18 protein-coding genes and 1 pseudogene are annotated in these 18,188 nt (G+C 34.5%); 7 read left to right on the top strand and 12 right to left on the bottom strand.

Annotated features, from left to right (window positions below; genetic code table 11):
- The first annotated feature begins 280 nt into the window (after positions 1-280).
- On the top strand, positions 281-814 hold the full coding sequence (locus BGM26_RS07715; RefSeq protein WP_254119133.1) for a GNAT family N-acetyltransferase: 534 nt from the start codon (positions 281-283) through the stop codon (positions 812-814).
- Between the two features lie 201 nt (positions 815-1,015).
- Here the strand turns inward: BGM26_RS07715 and BGM26_RS07720 are convergent, their stop codons facing one another.
- A complete protein-coding gene (locus BGM26_RS07720; RefSeq protein ID WP_217039200.1) occupies positions 1,016-1,666 on the bottom strand; it encodes a LysR family transcriptional regulator in 651 nt (216 codons plus the stop codon).
- A 437-nt stretch (positions 1,667-2,103) separates the two neighbouring features.
- Here BGM26_RS07720 and BGM26_RS07725 point away from each other — a divergent pair, with 437 nt between their 5' ends.
- Together BGM26_RS07725 and ggt are read left to right on the top strand one after the other, a co-directional pair.
- Positions 2,104-3,309, top strand: coding sequence for a COG4705 family protein (locus tag BGM26_RS07725; RefSeq protein ID WP_217039201.1), 1,206 nt, complete (start codon positions 2,104-2,106; stop codon positions 3,307-3,309).
- Between the two features lie 654 nt (positions 3,310-3,963).
- Positions 3,964-5,595 (top strand): gamma-glutamyltransferase, encoded by a 1,632-nt coding sequence (ggt, locus tag BGM26_RS07730; protein ID WP_254119463.1) that lies wholly within the window; start codon positions 3,964-3,966, stop codon positions 5,593-5,595.
- Positions 5,596-6,389: 794 nt separating this feature from the next.
- Here the strand turns inward: ggt and BGM26_RS07735 are convergent.
- The 3 genes from BGM26_RS07735 to BGM26_RS07745 all read right to left on the bottom strand — a co-directional run bounded on the left by BGM26_RS07735 (position 6,390) and on the right by BGM26_RS07745 (position 8,141).
- Complete coding sequence (locus BGM26_RS07735; protein WP_217039202.1) at positions 6,390-6,791, bottom strand: DUF5071 domain-containing protein; 402 nt, start codon at positions 6,789-6,791, stop codon at positions 6,390-6,392.
- A 137-nt stretch (positions 6,792-6,928) separates the two neighbouring features.
- Positions 6,929-7,597: an MOSC domain-containing protein gene (locus BGM26_RS07740; RefSeq protein WP_217039203.1), complete on the bottom strand. Its 669-nt coding sequence runs from the start codon at positions 7,595-7,597 to the stop codon at positions 6,929-6,931.
- 262 nt (positions 7,598-7,859) lie between these two features.
- Positions 7,860-8,141: a DUF4190 domain-containing protein gene (locus BGM26_RS07745; RefSeq protein ID WP_217039204.1), complete on the bottom strand. Its 282-nt coding sequence runs from the start codon at positions 8,139-8,141 to the stop codon at positions 7,860-7,862.
- 106 nt (positions 8,142-8,247) lie between these two features.
- Between BGM26_RS07745 and BGM26_RS07750 the strand changes: the two genes are divergently transcribed.
- The 3 genes from BGM26_RS07750 to BGM26_RS07760 all read left to right on the top strand — a co-directional run bounded on the left by BGM26_RS07750 (position 8,248) and on the right by BGM26_RS07760 (position 9,721).
- Positions 8,248-8,601 carry a site-specific integrase gene (locus BGM26_RS07750; RefSeq protein ID WP_217039205.1) on the top strand — a complete coding sequence of 118 codons (354 nt, stop codon included), beginning with the start codon at positions 8,248-8,250 and terminating at the stop codon, positions 8,599-8,601.
- 125 nt (positions 8,602-8,726) lie between these two features.
- Positions 8,727-8,906, top strand: a complete 180-nt coding sequence (locus tag BGM26_RS07755) for an aspartyl-phosphate phosphatase Spo0E family protein (protein ID WP_217039206.1) — start codon at positions 8,727-8,729, stop codon at positions 8,904-8,906.
- A 473-nt stretch (positions 8,907-9,379) separates the two neighbouring features.
- Entirely contained in the window at positions 9,380-9,721 is a 342-nt protein-coding gene (locus BGM26_RS07760) for a PepSY domain-containing protein (protein ID WP_217039207.1), read from the top strand.
- A gap of 310 nt (positions 9,722-10,031) precedes the next feature.
- On the opposite strand, the gene BGM26_RS07765 is transcribed toward BGM26_RS07760, so the two are convergent.
- The 4 genes and pseudogenes from BGM26_RS07765 to BGM26_RS07780 form a co-directional block, all read right to left on the bottom strand.
- Positions 10,032-10,391: a hypothetical protein gene (locus BGM26_RS07765; protein ID WP_217039209.1), complete on the bottom strand. Its 360-nt coding sequence runs from the start codon at positions 10,389-10,391 to the stop codon at positions 10,032-10,034.
- A gap of 155 nt (positions 10,392-10,546) precedes the next feature.
- Complete coding sequence (locus tag BGM26_RS07770; RefSeq protein WP_254119135.1) at positions 10,547-11,188, bottom strand: DUF3885 domain-containing protein; 642 nt, start codon at positions 11,186-11,188, stop codon at positions 10,547-10,549.
- Positions 11,189-11,413: 225 nt separating this feature from the next.
- Positions 11,414-12,615 (bottom strand): annotated as a pseudogene (locus tag BGM26_RS07775) (oxalate decarboxylase family bicupin).
- A gap of 321 nt (positions 12,616-12,936) precedes the next feature.
- Positions 12,937-14,316, bottom strand: coding sequence for a catalase (locus BGM26_RS07780; RefSeq protein ID WP_217039210.1), 1,380 nt, complete (start codon positions 14,314-14,316; stop codon positions 12,937-12,939).
- A 697-nt stretch (positions 14,317-15,013) separates the two neighbouring features.
- On the opposite strand from BGM26_RS07780, the gene BGM26_RS07785 reads away from it, so the two are divergent.
- Complete coding sequence (locus BGM26_RS07785) at positions 15,014-15,568, top strand: hypothetical protein (RefSeq protein ID WP_217039212.1); 555 nt, start codon at positions 15,014-15,016, stop codon at positions 15,566-15,568.
- A 180-nt stretch (positions 15,569-15,748) separates the two neighbouring features.
- On the opposite strand, the gene BGM26_RS07790 is transcribed toward BGM26_RS07785, so the two are convergent.
- The 4 genes from BGM26_RS07790 to BGM26_RS07805 form a co-directional block, all read right to left on the bottom strand.
- Positions 15,749-16,303, bottom strand: coding sequence for a hypothetical protein (locus tag BGM26_RS07790; RefSeq protein ID WP_217039213.1), 555 nt, complete (start codon positions 16,301-16,303; stop codon positions 15,749-15,751).
- A 288-nt stretch (positions 16,304-16,591) separates the two neighbouring features.
- On the bottom strand, positions 16,592-16,990 hold the full coding sequence (locus tag BGM26_RS07795; protein WP_217039214.1) for a hypothetical protein: 399 nt from the start codon (positions 16,988-16,990) through the stop codon (positions 16,592-16,594).
- Positions 16,987-17,199: a helix-turn-helix transcriptional regulator gene (locus BGM26_RS07800; protein ID WP_217039215.1), complete on the bottom strand. Its 213-nt coding sequence runs from the start codon at positions 17,197-17,199 to the stop codon at positions 16,987-16,989. Before BGM26_RS07800 ends, BGM26_RS07795 begins: the two co-directional genes overlap by 4 nt.
- Before the next feature lie 494 nt (positions 17,200-17,693).
- Complete coding sequence (locus BGM26_RS07805; RefSeq protein ID WP_217039217.1) at positions 17,694-18,071, bottom strand: hotdog domain-containing protein; 378 nt, start codon at positions 18,069-18,071, stop codon at positions 17,694-17,696.
- Between the last annotated feature and the right edge of the window lie 117 nt (positions 18,072-18,188).

The raw sequence follows: 18,188 nt of genomic DNA on the forward strand, positions 1-18,188 counted from the left end.
TCATGTACGTTTTACATTTTTTATTGAAAAATCTTGACAAACTATTAGCTGGTTTTGTGGAATAGCTAATATATAAGATGTTTCACTATTAAACGGTTCACCGTAGTGTATCTGAAAGATGAAACAAAAACCATCTTTTGAATGGTTTCAAAAGATGGACTAATTTATAATGTTCAGAGGAGTACAAAGTAATGAATCTTCAACAGGTAGAATCAATTGTACCGTTTAATCTAAAATCAAACTTTGTTAACCATATCAAACTAGAAAGTAGCTGAGAGATATGATGAAATTTCGTTTAAAAGACGGAAATGAAGTAACGATAAAAGAGGCGACTAAAGAATACGCCCAACATATGATCGATTTCTATAATATCGTGGGTGGAGAAACTGATTTTCTTTCATTCGGAAAAAATGAATTTAAACGCAATAAAGAGGAATATAAAGAGTTTATAGAATCTACACGCCTGGAACAAAACTCCATCATATTACTTGCAACCATAAATGATGAAATTATTAGTATAGCATCCATTAATTCTAGCCAGAAGGACAGAATGAAACATGTTGGTACATTAGGAATCGTTATTAGCGAACAGTTTACTGGACTAGGCTTAGGCAGAAAAATGATGGAACAAATGATCCAGTGGGCATCCTCAAATGGGATAACTAACAAAATTAGTCTCGTAACTAGAGAAGATAATGTTCCAGCCATTGAATTGTACGAAAAGCTCGGGTTTGAAAAAGAAGGCCTCATTAAAAAAGACAATTTAATTAATGGAATTTATTACAACACTATTTTGATGGGATTATTTATTTAGTCTTTATTGGGCGAAATTATAGTGCATTCATGCGCTGTAGAAAGCCGATTTCAGGGATATAAAATGAACGCGCATTTACGTCTTGGAACGTACTTTAGTGAACGTACCAGGTAATTGGAAAAATAGCTAAAGCTGATAAGGGATACGGAATGTAACCATACCGTACCCCTTTTGTCAACAAACTGAGACACTAATAACTTATTAGTGTAAGTAATTCCTTAGATATTTAATAAAGCGGTTTATTTCAAAAGAAAGGCATGGATAGTCATCTAATTCATCCAAATTAATAGATTCTTTGTCGGATAAAGGATGTCTTTTACTAATAAATACATAAGGTTTTGCAGTAAAGAGTACTGAAAAGGTTATATTTCTTTCTCTTAACAGCTTTAATAATACGTATTTATTATAATTACTTAAATAGATAATCCCTAACTCACTTCGTAAATTTTTTACATCTTCAATGATTTCATATGTTTTCGATTCACGAAGTATAAACTCATATTCAGACGTCCCAAATTCTTTTACAAGTTCCACAAAAGCATTGGCCGCAAAAGTATAATGCTGGGTTGAAATACAAAAATGTTGCTTAGCTGTTTTTTCACTTATGTATTTTTCTTCAAGCATATTAAACTGCTGTAATACCTGTCTGGAATAACCTAGAAACTCAGCTCCTTCATTAGTAATAGTAACCCCTCTATTCGTTCTAATGAATAGAGTAATTTTAATTTCCTTCTCTAATTCCTTAATCGCATTCGACAAACTTGGCTGTGAGATGAATAAACTTTTTGCTGCTTCATTCATAGATCCCTTACTTACTACTTCTAATACATACTTTAATTGTTGTAAATTCAAACTGAACTCCACCTTTTCAAAGCCCCTATTAATTACTCTAACAATAGAAAAAGTTGAATCTATAACTACATCTTTTTAGCAGTAATTTTACCACTTTTTCTTTCCAACACAATCTCATCAATCGTTTAGGTTCGCAACAATAAAACTTTGTTTCAAATCTACAGGAGCGTCAGGAAGTCTTATTCCGTTCAAATAAAGGAATACCGAATTTCTCATTTTAGATGTCTAAACAAACTGAAATGGTCCAATTTTCTGGCCGGAATAAAAATTACAAGTCCCCCATATTTTGTAATATTCAAGATTATGGAAACCAATGTGGGAGAAACAGCGTAGAGTTCCTTAATGATAAACATGGATTTGGATGGGTATCTTAATTTAGAGAGTGAGAAATAAAATTAATTTGAGGGAAAAAACTTCAAAGAAAGGAAATTATATATATGCAAGATAATCAATATAAAATGGAAACTTTACTTAACAAAGTGCCACAAGTGACAATTTTCTTTTGGATCATCAAAGTTTTGTGTACAACTGTTGGTGAAACATTTGCTGATTTCATCAATTTCAACATTGGACTTGGTTTAACTCTTACTACCATTATTATTGGAGTTGCGTTTTTTATTGTATTGTTTTTTCAATTTAAAGCAAACAAATATGTTCCAGTTGTTTACTGGGTAACAGTTGTACTTATAAGCGTATTTGGAACACTGGTAACGGATAATCTGACAGATAATATGGGCGTACCGCTTGAGGTTAGTACAGCTGTTTTCTCCGTGCTACTAGGACTTACTTTTATATTTTGGTATCTTAGTGAAAAAACACTATCGATCCACTCGATTTTTACTACAAAAAGAGAAGTTTTCTACTGGTTTACGATCCTTTTCACCTTTGCACTTGGAACAGCGGTCGGCGATTTATATTCCGAACAACTCGGTTTTGGTTATCTTAACACAGGATTAGGCGTTGTTATTATTATTGCTCTTGTGTTCTTAGCTTATAAATTTTTAAAACTTGACGGAGTATTAGCTTTCTGGATCGCGTATATTTTAACTCGTCCGCTTGGAGCGTCACTTGGAGATTACTTATCTCAACCAAAAGTAAATGGCGGATTAGGATTCGGGACAACCGTTACGAGTGTAATTTTTCTTATAGCTATTTTAGCGATCATTGTTTTCCTTGCCATTTCAAAAATTGATATAAACGCTAAAAGTGATATAGCAGAAACAAACCAAAGTAATGCAAATAAGAAACATGTGCTAACACAAACGATTGTTGTACTTGTAATTTTCTTAGTTGTTAGTATAAGTGGTTATAACTGGCGCAGTAATAATATTGCATCACAAGGCGCTGCGGAGCAAGCAACATTAGCAGGTCAATTAGACGATTTTGTTAAAATTGAAAATGACATTCTAAACGCTGTAAATAAAAACGACTTTGCATCATCAAAAAAAATTGCTGATAATTTGGAACATCAGTGGGACACACAGGAACCTAAGCTTCGAAAAATCGATGGTGCTACATGGACGAAAATTGATGGAACAATTGATGTTGTATTAGCTTCAGTTCGTTCATCGAATCCTGATGTAAACAAGTGTAAAACAGCACTTAACAATTCACTTAGTACCATAAATGCAGCAAATAAATAATAATCTTGGGAATCGCCAATCGCGGTTCCTTTTTAAATGGAACTCTTATTAAACTGCCTCGTGTATTTAAGCACATTTTTTTACAATATTCACAAAACAATTAAAAATGTTATTCCACAATCTGGCCGTTTGTTCAATAAGCACAAAATGTGTATAAATATTAGTATTCATACAATTTATTTTTAAAAAGTCATTCAAAAATATTAGTAAACATACTGCCATAACATACATAAGTTAAGTGCCAGAAACATGATATTTCCAATAATTTATAGAACTCATAATATAAAAGTTTTAGCTAAAGCTATTCAATAATGATACACCCATAATGGGTATGCAATTACAAAATCGATTCATCAGAATTTTAAGGAGGATAATATGAAAAGTAACAAAGTATTGATAGGAATAATTTCTCTTATGTTTATGCTATCTGCATGTGCCACTAATAGTAATCACAATAACCTAGATAAAAATATGAAGGACATTCATTTACATTCCAGTTCAACTGATGTTCCTGAAACTTTAAAAATAGGGCATAACATAGATAAAAATACAGAGGACAATCATTCGAATTCCAGTTCAGCTGATGTTCCTGAAACTTCAAAAATTAGGAATAATAATACCAATGCTGAAGCACAAACAACTCGTCCAACGGTAATGTCGAAGAATGGGATGGTAACAGCTCCTCATTATCTTGCGTCACAAGCGGCTTTACAAGTGCTTAAAGATGGCGGTAATGCGATAGATGCAGCCATTGCTGCGGCATCTACACTGGCAGTGGTTTATCCTGATATGAATACGATAGGCGCAGACAACTTTTGGCTCATTTTTAATGCGAAAACTAGGGAGCTAAAAGCCTTAAATGCAAGTGGGCGTTCAGGAGAGAAAGCTACAATCGATTTTTATAAAAGTAAAGGGTACGATAAAATTCCCATACGTGGCTATTTAAGCGCCAATACCGTTCCAGGTGCGGTATCAGGCTGGGGAGAAGCTTATAAATACTCACAAAATGAAATGGGTAATAACTTGCCATGGAGTAAACTTCTCGATTCTGCTATTCGATATGCCGAAGACGGCTTTCCGGTATCACCGAACCTAGAATCTTATACAAAGGTCAACATTACAAAGGAAAAAAATACATTGGACCAAGAACAACATAACTTACAACGTTTTGAAGGATTTAGAAAAACATTCTTAAAACCTGATGGGTCACCTTATAAAGCCGGAGAAATCCTAAAACAGAAAGATTTAGCGAATACATTAAAGATCATTCAAACGCAAGGGGCCGACTCTTTCTATAATGGAATTATCGCGAAGAAAATTGTAGATGATGTACAGGCGAATGGCGGCTTACTAACCCTCAATGACTTTAAACAACATACAGCGGATTGGGTTGAGCCAATTTCAGTTGACTATCGTGGTTATAAAGCGTACAATTTTCCGCCTAATAGCCAAGGGATGGCTTCACTCGAAATCTTAAATATTTTGAACAATTATGATCTATCCACAATCAAGGAAGGATCTGCTGATTACTATCATCTGATGACAGAAGCCATCAAACAATCATTCGCTGATCGAGATAAGTGGCTCACTGATCCGAAATTCGTGAATATTCCGCTTGATTACCTATTATCTAAAAAGCATGGTCAAGACCAGGCGAACCGTATTGATATGAGAAAAGCGGCAGAATACGTCAAGCCTCTTGATCCTAAGCAGGATACTGTGTGGCTTGGTGTGACAGATAAATACGGGAATTCAGTTTCGGTTAATCAAAGTATTTATTTTGATTGGGGCTCTGCTATTGTTCCTAAAGGTACAGGCGTCCTTCTTCAGAATCGAGGCAGCTATTTCTCATTGAACCCTAACGAGGTCAATCATTTAGAGCCTAGAAAGAGAACGTTTAGTACATTAAATCCGGCTATGCTATTTAAGAACGACAAACCGTACCTACTTTATGGAACTCAAGGAGGGGAAGGACAGCCTCAAACCCAAACGGCTTTAGTTACTCGTATTGTAGATTACGGTTTTGGTGTCCAAAACGCCATTGATGCACCAAGATGGGTATATGGACGCACATGGGGGAATCCCTCAAATCAACTTAAGCTCGAACCTCGTATTCCAAAACAGGTCATTGACGAATTAAAGAAGCGTGGACATGATGTAGCCATAGAAAGGGAAGAATTCTCAACGACAATGGGGATGTCCGGAGCGATTTTGATTGATCCTGATACCTCTGTGAAATTTGGAGGCGCCGATCCACGTGGTGATGGCATGGCCATAGGGTATTAAATTACAGATTTATTTTTGATCATTCTATTCTAAACGGTTAAACTTTTTTAATTATCAAGACCTAAAATATAAAGGGTGGTCCACGCTATATATGTACCACCCTTTAACTTCCTTACTAGCGATTGCTGATTATAGGGGGAATCAATTTTAGTATAGCTATTATCCAAAAACCAAACCATAAAACCATGAAACAGTATAATGGGAATACTAATAAAAAGGCCAATAATTGTCCGAATTTTAGGAAACCTCGAACAAAAGCCAATTACCAGCAATGACGAGAATATTAATAACCAAGGGAATGACATAGCCTGTTGGTTTCAAAAAAAGAGACATCTTTAAACTATAGTCTGAAAATTACAACAATAGTAATAAGTAATAGTAATACGACGTACATCCATACCGTTAACTGAATCATCCATACAACCCATGACTTCTTTTGCAATCCAAAATAAATGACAAGACCGAAAAATAAAATATTTGTAACAATACGTAGCCCAGAAGTTTTTCCATTATAAAAATCCACAATATCGAGACTTATACCTATCAATGAAGAAATTATAAATATGAATAAGTATAGTTTGAATTTTCTTTCTTTCCTTTCTACCTCATGACTAAATTCATACACTTAGGATTACCTCGTTTTTTTATGAGTAAACTTCAACTTCTTACTAATCCTATACTACTAATATATACTGGAAAAAACATTAGGAAAATATTACGTTAACGTTAAGTGTTCACTTTACAACATTTCTTTTTCCCTTGAAAAATATTTTTTGTTCCACAATATGGCCCGATTACTGAAAAAAGCACAATTCCTCTTCAAGAATTGCACCCGCCTTCTTGTCCACTTCTTCTAATTTTTCGCCCTCAGTAGGTGTTGTAATTAGCCTTATTAAGTCGTTCCTTAACGATTCTTTATAATGAGGAGGTAACTTCTTAATTAAGTACTCTAAACACCAGAATTTCCATATATCATCGTTAGTTGAAAATACATTTTTTAAATGAGGAACAATTTCTTTCGGAAAAGTTATAAGAATTTCAGCGACTTTAGGTGCTATTGGCCAATTCATATCTTGAATCCATTCAAGAAGTTCAGGTAATAGAGGAATAATATCTTTTTTCTCCATCCTTTTTATTTTATGAACTCTTTCAAAATCAAACTTATTTCTTGGAAGTTGTTCCTCAAAGTTAATCATTTTTATCACCTTTTATTACAAAATCGAGACTGATTTTATTGAACAATTGCGCCCTTTTGTTGAATAAAATATTAAACCAAATTTAAGCTTCTATATCTTAATAGAACGTAAAAAGACTATAAATACATAAAAGAAGTTTAGGGAAGGGTCATAAGTTTATTTAATCGATTTACCAGCAGTTCTTTCCATTCGTTAGCCAATTCTTGAACGTCCAGCACTCTTTTTATGCCCTCAACATCCTTTTGCTTATGAAAATAAATCTCATTTCCGTAAAGAATGGACACCTGTTTTGGATGTGATTCTATTAATCTGATTTTAGAATCTTTACGAACAATACCTTCTTCTAATACACGACACAAATAACCTGTAAAACCGGTTTGTACCATCCTTTTTAGAAGAGAAGGATTATTAGTTCTCTTTGTAATCGTGCTACATGGAATTCTACCTTGAGTTACTTGTATAACAGCATTACCAAGGAGGAAAATGTCACCAATAAAAATATCGTTTTCTAACATATTTGTAACAGTTAAATTCTCTCCAAAAGTTGAAGATGGTAAAGGGTTCTTGAACTCTTTCTCCCAAAGCAAATAATGTTCATACGGATATACACATACAGCACGGTCGGGACCTCCATGATACCGTAAGTCGGCAACTCCATCTCCCCGAAATCCTTCTTTTGCTAAGAAAGCTTCTTCAATTGTTTGTTTGCATATTCCCGTTTCTATTTCTTTATCATACCCATACTTCATTTTTTTTGGTAATCCAATTGAAAAATTTTTAAGTTCAATAACTTTATTATTTCCCATTTAATATGTACTCACTTTCTATTATTAGTTATAGCTGATTATAGTTAAAATTCTAACACTTATAAAATCCATTTGCATGGAGACTGTTTTACTAACCAGCATTTGTTTATGTGCAACTTTTACAATCTCAGATTTGCGTAAATAACCAATTGTTTTCGGAGGTTTTCCTCGACAATATGGCCCTTTTCATGAAGAAAGACGCTTTCCTTATTTCAGAAAAGCGCCCTTTATGTTGAATATTGTTATTGAAGTAAAGCCCCCGTTAGATGAAAAGCAACTCACCAGTAGTAATTGAAATTAATATCGTGAGGAATATTCCAAATAGACAACAAATAATACCTGTTACAGCTTTTCTTTTTCCATTTTGTTTAAAACGGTTAATTTGTCTTAACCCTATAACACCATAAATTAACCCAACAATCCCAAGTATAACGCCTACTGCGACAATAGAAGTAACAATTGAAAGAATACCAAGAACCAGTGATACTGTACCTTTGTTATTAGTCTTAATATCAATATCATTCGATACATCAAGATTACTCATTTTTAACCCCCTTTTAAACTAAACTGCCCCGATAGTTCAATACCTTACGTTTCCACTTCTACAATCAAGGCAATAATTCCTCCAATACGAAAAGGAGGAGATTTTTTTGTTGTTATTAAGAACTTGGGAATTATATGAATCGGATAAAAAGATCGAAGGATTCTCCCCTCAGACATTAAAAGCATATAAGCTCCAATCTAAGCTACTTATCCAATACTTTGACGATGTGAATATTGAATCATTGACTACTGATCGGCTTAAAGAATACTTGGCAAAATCCAGTGAACACCTCAAGCCATCAAGTTTGGCTCATCGAATTCGATTTATTAAATCGATATTTCGTTGGTCACACAATGAAGGGCATATACCGAAGAATCCTGCTGCGAAAATCAAAGAACCTAAACAAGGAAGAGGATTGCCGCAGCAATCCTTACTTAAGCTCAAGCACCCGTTAGTTTAAGTGAAACTGTTCATAATCATTTTATTGTATAGAACCTATAACAATTATATTTTCTAATACATAATAGCCATGCATTAATGGCACAATGTATAATGTTTAGAATTTATCATATAGTTGGTGCAAAAATGAATGAGAAATTTGATAAAGAGAAAGAACTTTGGAATAAAATCCACCTACTTCGTGAAGAAATGGTTCGAACAGCTTACAATAAGAAGTTAGATTTTCTTGATGAAGAAGTTTTATCATTGAGTCAAGGTTTAAACAAACTTTTAAACGAATATGAAAAATTATTACACAGAAAATAAGGGAATTAGCACCTCTAGAATGTGAATACATCCTACGCCGCTGTAACCCCGTGTTCAACTAAAGCACCCGTTAGCCATCCATGAAGCGCAAAAGCCAGCGCTTCACCACAGAGAATGAAAATGGATACCCCTGTCTATACTGTTTCTACGGCTGACGAAGAAGGCTCAGCCTTTTTTAAAAAGCGTTTTTACTAGGTCCATTTTGTTATGCGTTTTTCTTGGTTTTGAGCTTTTTTTATTTTCACGGGAGATTTCCGCTAAAATAGACATTCTACTGTCCTATAAGATAAGTAACAAAATACAAATCGTTGTAAAACCTCACTTTTCTGACGCCCATCTTTTATACAGAAGAAAAACATTAACCTTTACATCCACTCACGCAATTCTCATCATATTCTCATTTTATTATCCGAATCTCCTCATTTTCGCAAGTTATTATATGAATAACAGCAAAACAGAGGAGGATTTATTTCATGATACGTAAATTATTCTTTACAAGTATGATTGGTTTAGTTTTTATGGGGAAAGCGGTCGGCGTAGGTGCCATTTCAGAAAATAATCAAATTGAAAATAACGGAAATATACAATTCATGGAATATGAAAAAAAAATTGCCGTTAATGGAGTGAACAGGAGTAATATATCAAAAGTGGAAGCAATGGCAATAGCTGAAAAGGAAGAAAAAGGTAAAGTAATGGATGCTGTTTTTCATCCTGAGGAAGAATTTTATCAAATTGGATTCACAAAACTCGGACATAACGTCGTTATTAAAGTTGATTCGCATAATGGAAAAATTCTTGAAAAGAAAATTTTATAAAATTAATGATACAAATCTGAGGCGTATTAATATAAGAATCCTCCTGAAGATGCCCTAGCAGTGTGTGGAAGTCTATCCAATGATGAAATGATTGTGCTTAGTTGTGGATTTGTTTCTTCTTTAGGTTTCTTGATACCGATCCCAGCCAATACTGTTTCTACGGCTGACGAAGAAGGTCGATACACTATGGTGCAATAGAGCCCATCCGTTAGTCTGACTCCAAGGATCACGGTGTACCACCGACTGTCGCGCCCTATATGGGTAGCACTCATGGGAGTTCAAGAGGAAAATTCCTTAGTAGCATCCATTATTAACCCCAACCAAAACCCAGTTTGTCTTGATTTAACTTACTCTCATTGCATTCTAAAATTCCTTCTCCCTCTTCAATCCCTTGTTCTTCCATTTCTTTTTTATAAAACGCAATAATCTTATTACGTTTTTCTTTGTCTTGCGGTAAATCTACAATCAGGGACGTAGCGTATGGTCCACCTTCATCTTCTATTCGTTCTGCTTCATCCAGAATACCTATAACATTTACCTTTATTGCACCAAGTTCATAAAGTTTTTCAACAAATTTGATTGCATTCACAGTTTCGCCAAAACGATTAGACGCTAATGCTGAAGGATTGTTGTTATTATTAAGCCATTCTAAGGCTTCATATGTTTCCATTAAAATCACTCCTTAAATTCCTTGTTTTACTTATGTACGCTCTAAACCCTATTATTAATAAGGACTTATTAAACTATTCTGCCAGTACTTCAAGAAGAAAATGCGTCTCCACTTATTGTAGAAACGCTACCTGTTCGTTCAAAAAGAATTAATTCTTATTTAAACACTTTATCTATTTCGTCCTTGTCGTAATCTAATATCCAATCATTGTATGTATTATAAATGTCTCGAATAGATTCAGGTGAGGTAGCAAGCAAATCACATCCTCTATCATCGTACACATGAAAAATGGTTTTCCTTTTGATATTTAAAAAATATATCCTATGAAAAATACTTGGTTGGATTCCTAAATCCTGATTACATACTGCTTTTAATAATGGAATGTATTTCATATCAGATACTTTGCATTCAAGGGTAAACCTATGTGTTTTATATTTTCCGTTTTCATCATCTTCAGGAAAAATATAAGGCATTTCTGTATGCTTCAATTTATATAACACTGATTTTTCATAGATATATGGAGAAAAAATCCTTGCTTTGTGCTTATAGGTTTTTTCATCTCCAAAATCATTCACATCTACTACAATAAAAATTTCCTCGTCTTGTGAATGTAATGATTCAAACAACAGGACAGCCCTTTTATAAACCTCCTGTACATAAGGACTGTTTTCATAATCGTATTCTCTATCCCACTCTACTCCTAACTCGAACCGTATGCCGATTTCCCAGTTATAAAACAAAGGTGGTCTAAGATTTAAGTTAGGAAAATTTTCATTCATATAGTCATTTAAAAGCATATCTGCACCTCAATTTGTTTCTTTAATTTTACCATTTTTTCTTCAACTAACCTGCCATTTACTTGAATAAGGAAAAAGCGTTCCTGCTTTTTTCAGAAACGCGCCCGATTGCTGAAATCGATTATTTGTTTTCCTTTTTTATTTTTAACATAATATTTGAAATTTCATATAGAATAAAAAAACTTGTATTTTAACCAAAAGCAATTTCAAAATTGGCAATCAAATCTACTTTTGTCTATCTTTTTTTGGATAGTAGGAAAACCCTGGATATTTAACAACAGGCCATTTCTCCTTGCGAAGAGAATCGATCAATTCTGATCCAACATTTAAGTTGCTCTTAACTAATTCTTTAGGAGTCAATGCCATCCATTGATTCAGTGACACATCTACAAAGCGGTTGCTTTTGAACATCTCTAAAAACCATAATGTTTCATTACCGGTGTTTTGAATATAATGCCCAGTAGCAAACGGAACATATCCGACATCACCAGCTCTGTAATCAAATGTACGTGCTGCACCGTTTCCAGCAAATACAGTCATTCGCCCTTCTCCGGTAAGGTAATACTGCCACTCGTCGTTATTGGGATGCCAATGAAGTTCTCTCATCGCACCCGGTTCAATCTCAACGAGTGCTGCGGCGATGGTTTTTGATATCGGAAAGTTAGAAGAGTCCACTATTCGAACGCTACCACCAGACGTTTTAATTGGTGTTTGTTTCAACAGCTCGTGCTTGAATGTCAAGGAACTTCTCCGTATGGTGAATGGACTTCTTGATTTTCCAATGAACCTGGCACCTCCCGCTGATAGATATATACCTGTTCAGAAGGAATGGAGTTAAAAGCACTCTCTGGTACTCCGAAATTGGCCGACAGAACATCTTTTGGGGTATGTGAAAACCAATCTGAGATGGACAAGGTAGAAAGGTCAGAAAAGTTTCCGTCATCGAAGACGAGCAGAAATTCACAATGTTCCAATCCTTGAATCGAATGAGGGATACCTGGTGGAAAGTACCAAAGATCACCTGGGGCAACGTCGGCAATGAAATTTCGACCTCGCTGGTCAACTGCGGTTATACGTGCCCTTCCTAATAGCATATAAGACCATTCTGCTTGTTTATGCCAATGGAGTTCACGTACTCCACCGGCCGTTAAACTCATATTTACTCCTGCAAGGGTGGTGGCGATAGGAAGTTCCCTAACCGTGATCTCACGGGACCATCCCCCTTGATCTAATTTCATAGAAGTATCTGAGAATGAAAATTTCAAATTAGGGAGCAAGCCTGCATCCGTAATAGGTGGGACGAGCATATTTGGATTTTGAAGATCCCGCATAATATTACGAGGTCCTGAGTCAATGCCTCCAGCTCCATCACTTCGAATAGGTTGAGGCACATTCCCAACCATTTGATTCATGGTTCGTTTTTCCATCATTACGCTCCTTTTTTTTGGGATTAACAAGGGAAAATTCTTTTTCTTAGTGTATGACTTGGGCTTAAAAAGGTTACTTTGCCTATTGATAAAAAAATCAGGAGCATCCCTAATTAAAGTAATACCCCCGTCCACTTCTAAAATTTTTGATTCTAAGAAAAAATTTGTTACTTTAACTGTGCAACCCCGCTTGTTACGTATAAACCTTCAGGATTTCTTTTTTGTGAAAGTAGACGGTTATTAAGAATATGTTGGAAATTAATAAATTTTATACAAAAAAACGTCATTTTAATCGTAATAATGACGTTTTGAATCTTCTTTTCACTTTTTCAATTCAATTTCAATTCTCTTTGCTAAGTCAGATGATACTTTATCGAAATACTCCATAACTTTCTTTCTAATATCATAAGATATGACTTTCAAATCAGTAGCTAAATTTTCGACAAGATGTTCTTTTTCTATTTGGGTTAACCTCGTATAGAATTCACCAGCCTGCCCAAAATCGTCTTGCTTTGTAATAGAAGCTCTTTCTAGTTTGCCTCCAACATATCTTCCATTACCACTTGAAATTTGATTTGCTGGTGTCCAATTTTGCTGTTGGTTAACCGGTAATTTACGAAATTCAGCTCCAATTCTTCTTCTTTGAGAATCACTATAAATATTGGCACGGCCCTGCAGTATTTTATCATCAGATAATTCTGCGCCGTCTAGTAAATTAGAAGGGGCGAAGGCGACTTTTTCTACTTGTTCCATATAATTATCAGGATTTTTATTTAATACCATTTTACCTACTGGTATTAGGGGATACTCTTTTTCATCCCACACTTTTGTATCGTCTAAAGGATCATAAGAAAGATTTGCTTCATCCTTTGGGTCCATGAGCTGGACATATAAGCCATATTCCACCGGTTTGCCTCCTGCAATCGCATCGTATAAATCTTTACCAGCGTAATCAGGATTTTCAGCGGATAGTCTATTTGCTTCTTCGCGACCAATGTATTGCACACCTTCAAATGGGTACCAATGGTATTTAACATACTTTCTAATACCTTGAGCATTTCTCCAAACATATGTATTTACACTATGTCCTGGAGTGTGGAGAAAACTTTTTACCGTACCGGCATCAGAGAATAAACGTACAACAAAATGAATCGATTCAGGCGCTCTTGCTACGAAGCTCCAAAACCTATTAGGATCAATTAAATTATTTTTTGGTGAAGGTAAGAATGCTTTAATAAATTCCGGAAATCGTATCGCATCACGAATAGAAAAGACAGGAATGTGATTACATATTAGGTCAAAAACGCCTTCTTCTGTATAAAATTTTGTAGCAAAACCACGTACATTTCTAGATGTATCAGGTGTTCCTTTCGTACTGACGGCTAACGAAAAGCGAACCATAACAGGAACTGTCTGATTAGAATTTTGTAAAAAACTCAGTTTTGTATGTTCGGCCATCGAATATATCGTTTGAAAATAACCAAATGCACCAAATCCTTTTACATGAACAGGTCTTTCTAAAATCTTTTCATGAATAAATTCTTGTAAGGTTTCGTGTAGTACACCATCTTGTTCCAGTACAGGTCCCCTAGAACCGATCGTCTGGGAATGAAGTTTAGCTGGCTCATTGGAGAGGTCCCGATTCTCATAATGGATTTCCTCTAATAAAGTTTGCCTCTGTTTATGATGTTTTTCATTCATTATTATAGCCTCCAAAATTTAATTTCCATCAATCGTTACTAAATATGATTTTTAAGGCTCGAATATGAATCTACTTCTTTTATTTTCAACATTCATTAGAAATATAGTTTTTTAAAGTTAGTAGCATTTTAAGGGAATTGCAATATAAAGTGAATTTGAACCGATGTGAGAACAGAAAGAAAACTCCTATGCAGTGACCTTATTAAACAAGTAGAATTATGCAAAGATGAATTTGAAGAAGGAAAAGCTTCTTAAAATAGAAGCTTATTTTTGTGTGGTAAAAGAACAGAATTTTTTATAAATAATACATCTAGATATAATATATAAAAATCCATTTTGATTAATCTTATTCAAAATGGATTCTTTTTGGTTCTCACAAAATAAGGGTTTGCAAAGCATTTTTGAACAAACTTTATTCCAAACCAACATTGAAAACGGTGAGTGGATTGGAGCGGAAGGCACTTGATTCCTGCGGGAGATAGAGGAAAAGTCGAGACCCCGCAGACGGAACGTCGAGGAGGCTCGACTTCCTCCCCGCGGAAAGCAAGTGCCTGTAGCGGAAAGAAACGGGCATTGTTTATTCCTGATAACAACAAACTTTACGAAAACAGCCAATAATTATTCACATTCTTGTTTGTGCTTTCCCCCCTGCCAAATGTAACTATGGACAAAGGACCAGTATAGGAGGGGATTAAAAATGAATAATGGCTTTAGCGGTTATTACCGTCAACATCACGGCCTTCATCCAATTTTAGATCAAATTTTGGAAAAGTGGACTGGGGAACCCAAAAAGACAGTTTATTTGTTAGTCAATAAATATGGTTTACCTAATGAAGCAAGTTCGAGAAGAATTATCTGGTATAACAACGGTCCTTGGAAGCGTACGATTGTTCATCTTGATACAGTACTTCATAACGCTCCGCTCCCCCATCTTGATTATTTAGAACAAACCATTGATTATAAAGTTCCTGTTCAATTCTTTGATGAATTAGCACAGTTTGATGGTAGTTTATATCCAGACCGAACGGCTGGTGAGGCTACGGCTAAATGCGATCATGAATCGACGAATATTATGGCTTTAAACTTGATGCACGATATTGTGACTGGCAAGCGAACCGCAAAAGATGCAATGCGTGCTGCGGTTGAAATTGAAAAAGCTTTGCGATTAAAAGGTCAATCGTCACCTTACACCAGAGGATTCCTATTCCCAAAACAATATCATACTGCTGATCCCGGTGTCGCCGCTTTTTAAGCCCAACTAAATCGGCAGGTTGGTTCCATTATTGGAAGTGTGCTGTCTTCCTATAATTATTTTACTTTAACTAACCTGCACGTTACTTGAAGAAGATGAAAGGAGCATTACCATTGTTCCGGTGATGCACCTTGTTATTGCAAGAGAATTATGATTATCTCACGACTTTAATTGTATCCTTTATTTAAATGGTTCAATCGTTTTAAGCCGACCTTTGTTAGGTGATCGTGAATTCCAAACAAAGCTTACTAAATACTGTTGATTAACTTCAACTAATTGAAATTCATTCACAGATACGCTAATCTTTTTATCATCGAATACTAAATAATACTTTCCTTCCTCATGAAGTTTCTGTTTTAACACAAATATTCCTCCAGTCGATACTTCATGAAATTGATGATTTGTTATTGAAAAAATAAAGATGATAGAGATGATTACCATTATAGCTTTTACCTTCGTTTTTAGATTGCCCTTTTGTCTTCTCCTTTTTCGTAAGTATTTAATTACATGGTACAAGTAGATGAGAAACACAACGGGTACAAGGAAGATTGCCAAATTAAATGGGACATACAATATTTCGTGTAAACTATAATTGAAATCTGCAATAGCTTGAATTCTGCCAAGCTGTAAACCTATAAATCCTGAATAAATAAGTCCTAACAACCAATATAATGCCAACTTCTGAGCTCTAAATAATTTTTGATTGTCTTTTCCCTCTTCATTATTTAGATTCATTTAATAACCTCCCACAAAATCAACTCTTTTGCTTTAACTCTATTAAATTTAAATGTTGATAATTAGATAAAATTAAGGAAACCCACTTTCAATTGGTTTCCTAAAAATCTTAATTAGTTAGCCCTAGATAGTGAAATTTTGCATTTAGCAAGGTATTACTTAAATCCACTGATGCCTCAAAGGCAATATATAATGTAATAATACCCGTTAATACAGCTGGGAGAGGAAGGTCACTTAACTAAGGTGCGTTAGAGCCCATCCGTTGATTTTTATAATTTCGTCATTATTTTAACGGTACTTTTTTGAAACAACGAACTCAGTAATTGGCATGGTTATCAACGCAAGTCCAATTACTATAACGAGTGGGATATTTTTTATGTCATTCATTGCAGTTACTCTTTCCGATACAACTAAAACGATCAACATCAATAAAAGCAATAGATAATAACTTATTTTTGAACTTGTCAGTGTTATATGTTTCTCCAATTCATCTTTTTCTCCTTCATGTTTTCCCTCCATTTCACCCCAAGTTATAGATTGAAAGAAGAAACCAATTCCTAAAAATACAAAGAAGAGTGTAGAAGCGTTAATCATTTCTTTTGTAATCCATTCATATACACCAAAACCACCAATTGCAATAATAAGAATGAAAGAACAGATTATACTAACTTTTTTTACAGTGTTCATTTATTCTCATCCCTTTCGTATTTGAAAATAAATAATTCTTCGATTGAAAGTCCTAAAACGTAAGACAAAGTAAATGCCAACTGTAAACTTGGGTCATATTTGTCGTTTTCAATGGCATTAATCGTTTGTCTCGACACTTTGCATTTCTGTGCAAGCTCTTCTTGCGATAATCCCTTCGATTTCCTTAGAGCTTGAATTCTATTTTCCAAAATATTCACCTACAAATATGTAAAGAAGATTTTACATTTACTTTAACAGAAATTAGCATTATGTCAAACGTGCTTTACATAAAACACACAGTAATACAGCATTAATTTTCAGTGTATTGTTGAACTAGCCTATTCTCCGTTACTTTAGGTACAATTCTTCGCATACACATCTAAGAATAAATATCTAATTTTCTTTGAAGGTTTTATTCATAAAATTGCCCATTGATTGAACAACAAGACGGGGAAGTTTGACTATGCTTAATCAATTTGGAATGAATAGATAGTGGAGTAAAACTCGTAACGAAAACATATAGCAGAAACGATAAAGTGCTATAACCTTTATTCAAGTAATGCACAATCATAAATATATTCTCCTCCTTTGGTATTCTAAATTTTATTAAAAGGCTTATTTAGCGCAATAAAAAAGAAACAGAGTTGCCGTAACCCTGTTTCTAGAACTCTTGCACCCATCAGTTGAAGAAAGTATAAAGAATTTAAAGTATTACACCTGAGAAATCCCCTTTTAATACTTCTTTTTCATTCTGATTTTTACATAAAAAGGATGCAACAATGGCTGTTCTATTATTTTCTTGCCTTTCGTATTTTTCAATTTCAACATCACAAATTATGGTATCCCCCGTAAACACAGGTCTTAAAAACTCAAAATTCATATTACGAGCCAGTACGTTATGATCTCCACCTACTTTTGTTGGTAGAGTTGCCGTTAATAACCCTTGAACTACAAGTCTTCCCTGTTCATCTGGGGTAATATGATGAATCCCTTCATCACCTGAAATCTCTGTAAATAATTCAATATCCCTTACTGTAAAAGTCCGTTCAAACGTAATTATATCTCCTACTTTTAATGACAAATAACTCTCCCCCCTGAAGGCTATAAGCACTAATTATATATTCCATATTGAATTCATAATTTCCTTTTCCAATGTCTGTTTTATTTATTCCCATCCTCCTAGTGATATTCCTTTCTC

Origin of the sequence: Bacillus sp. FJAT-29790 (assembly GCF_019039215.1) — a bacterium.
In the GTDB taxonomy this organism is placed as follows: Bacteria; Bacillota; Bacilli; order Bacillales; family Cytobacillaceae; genus Cytobacillus.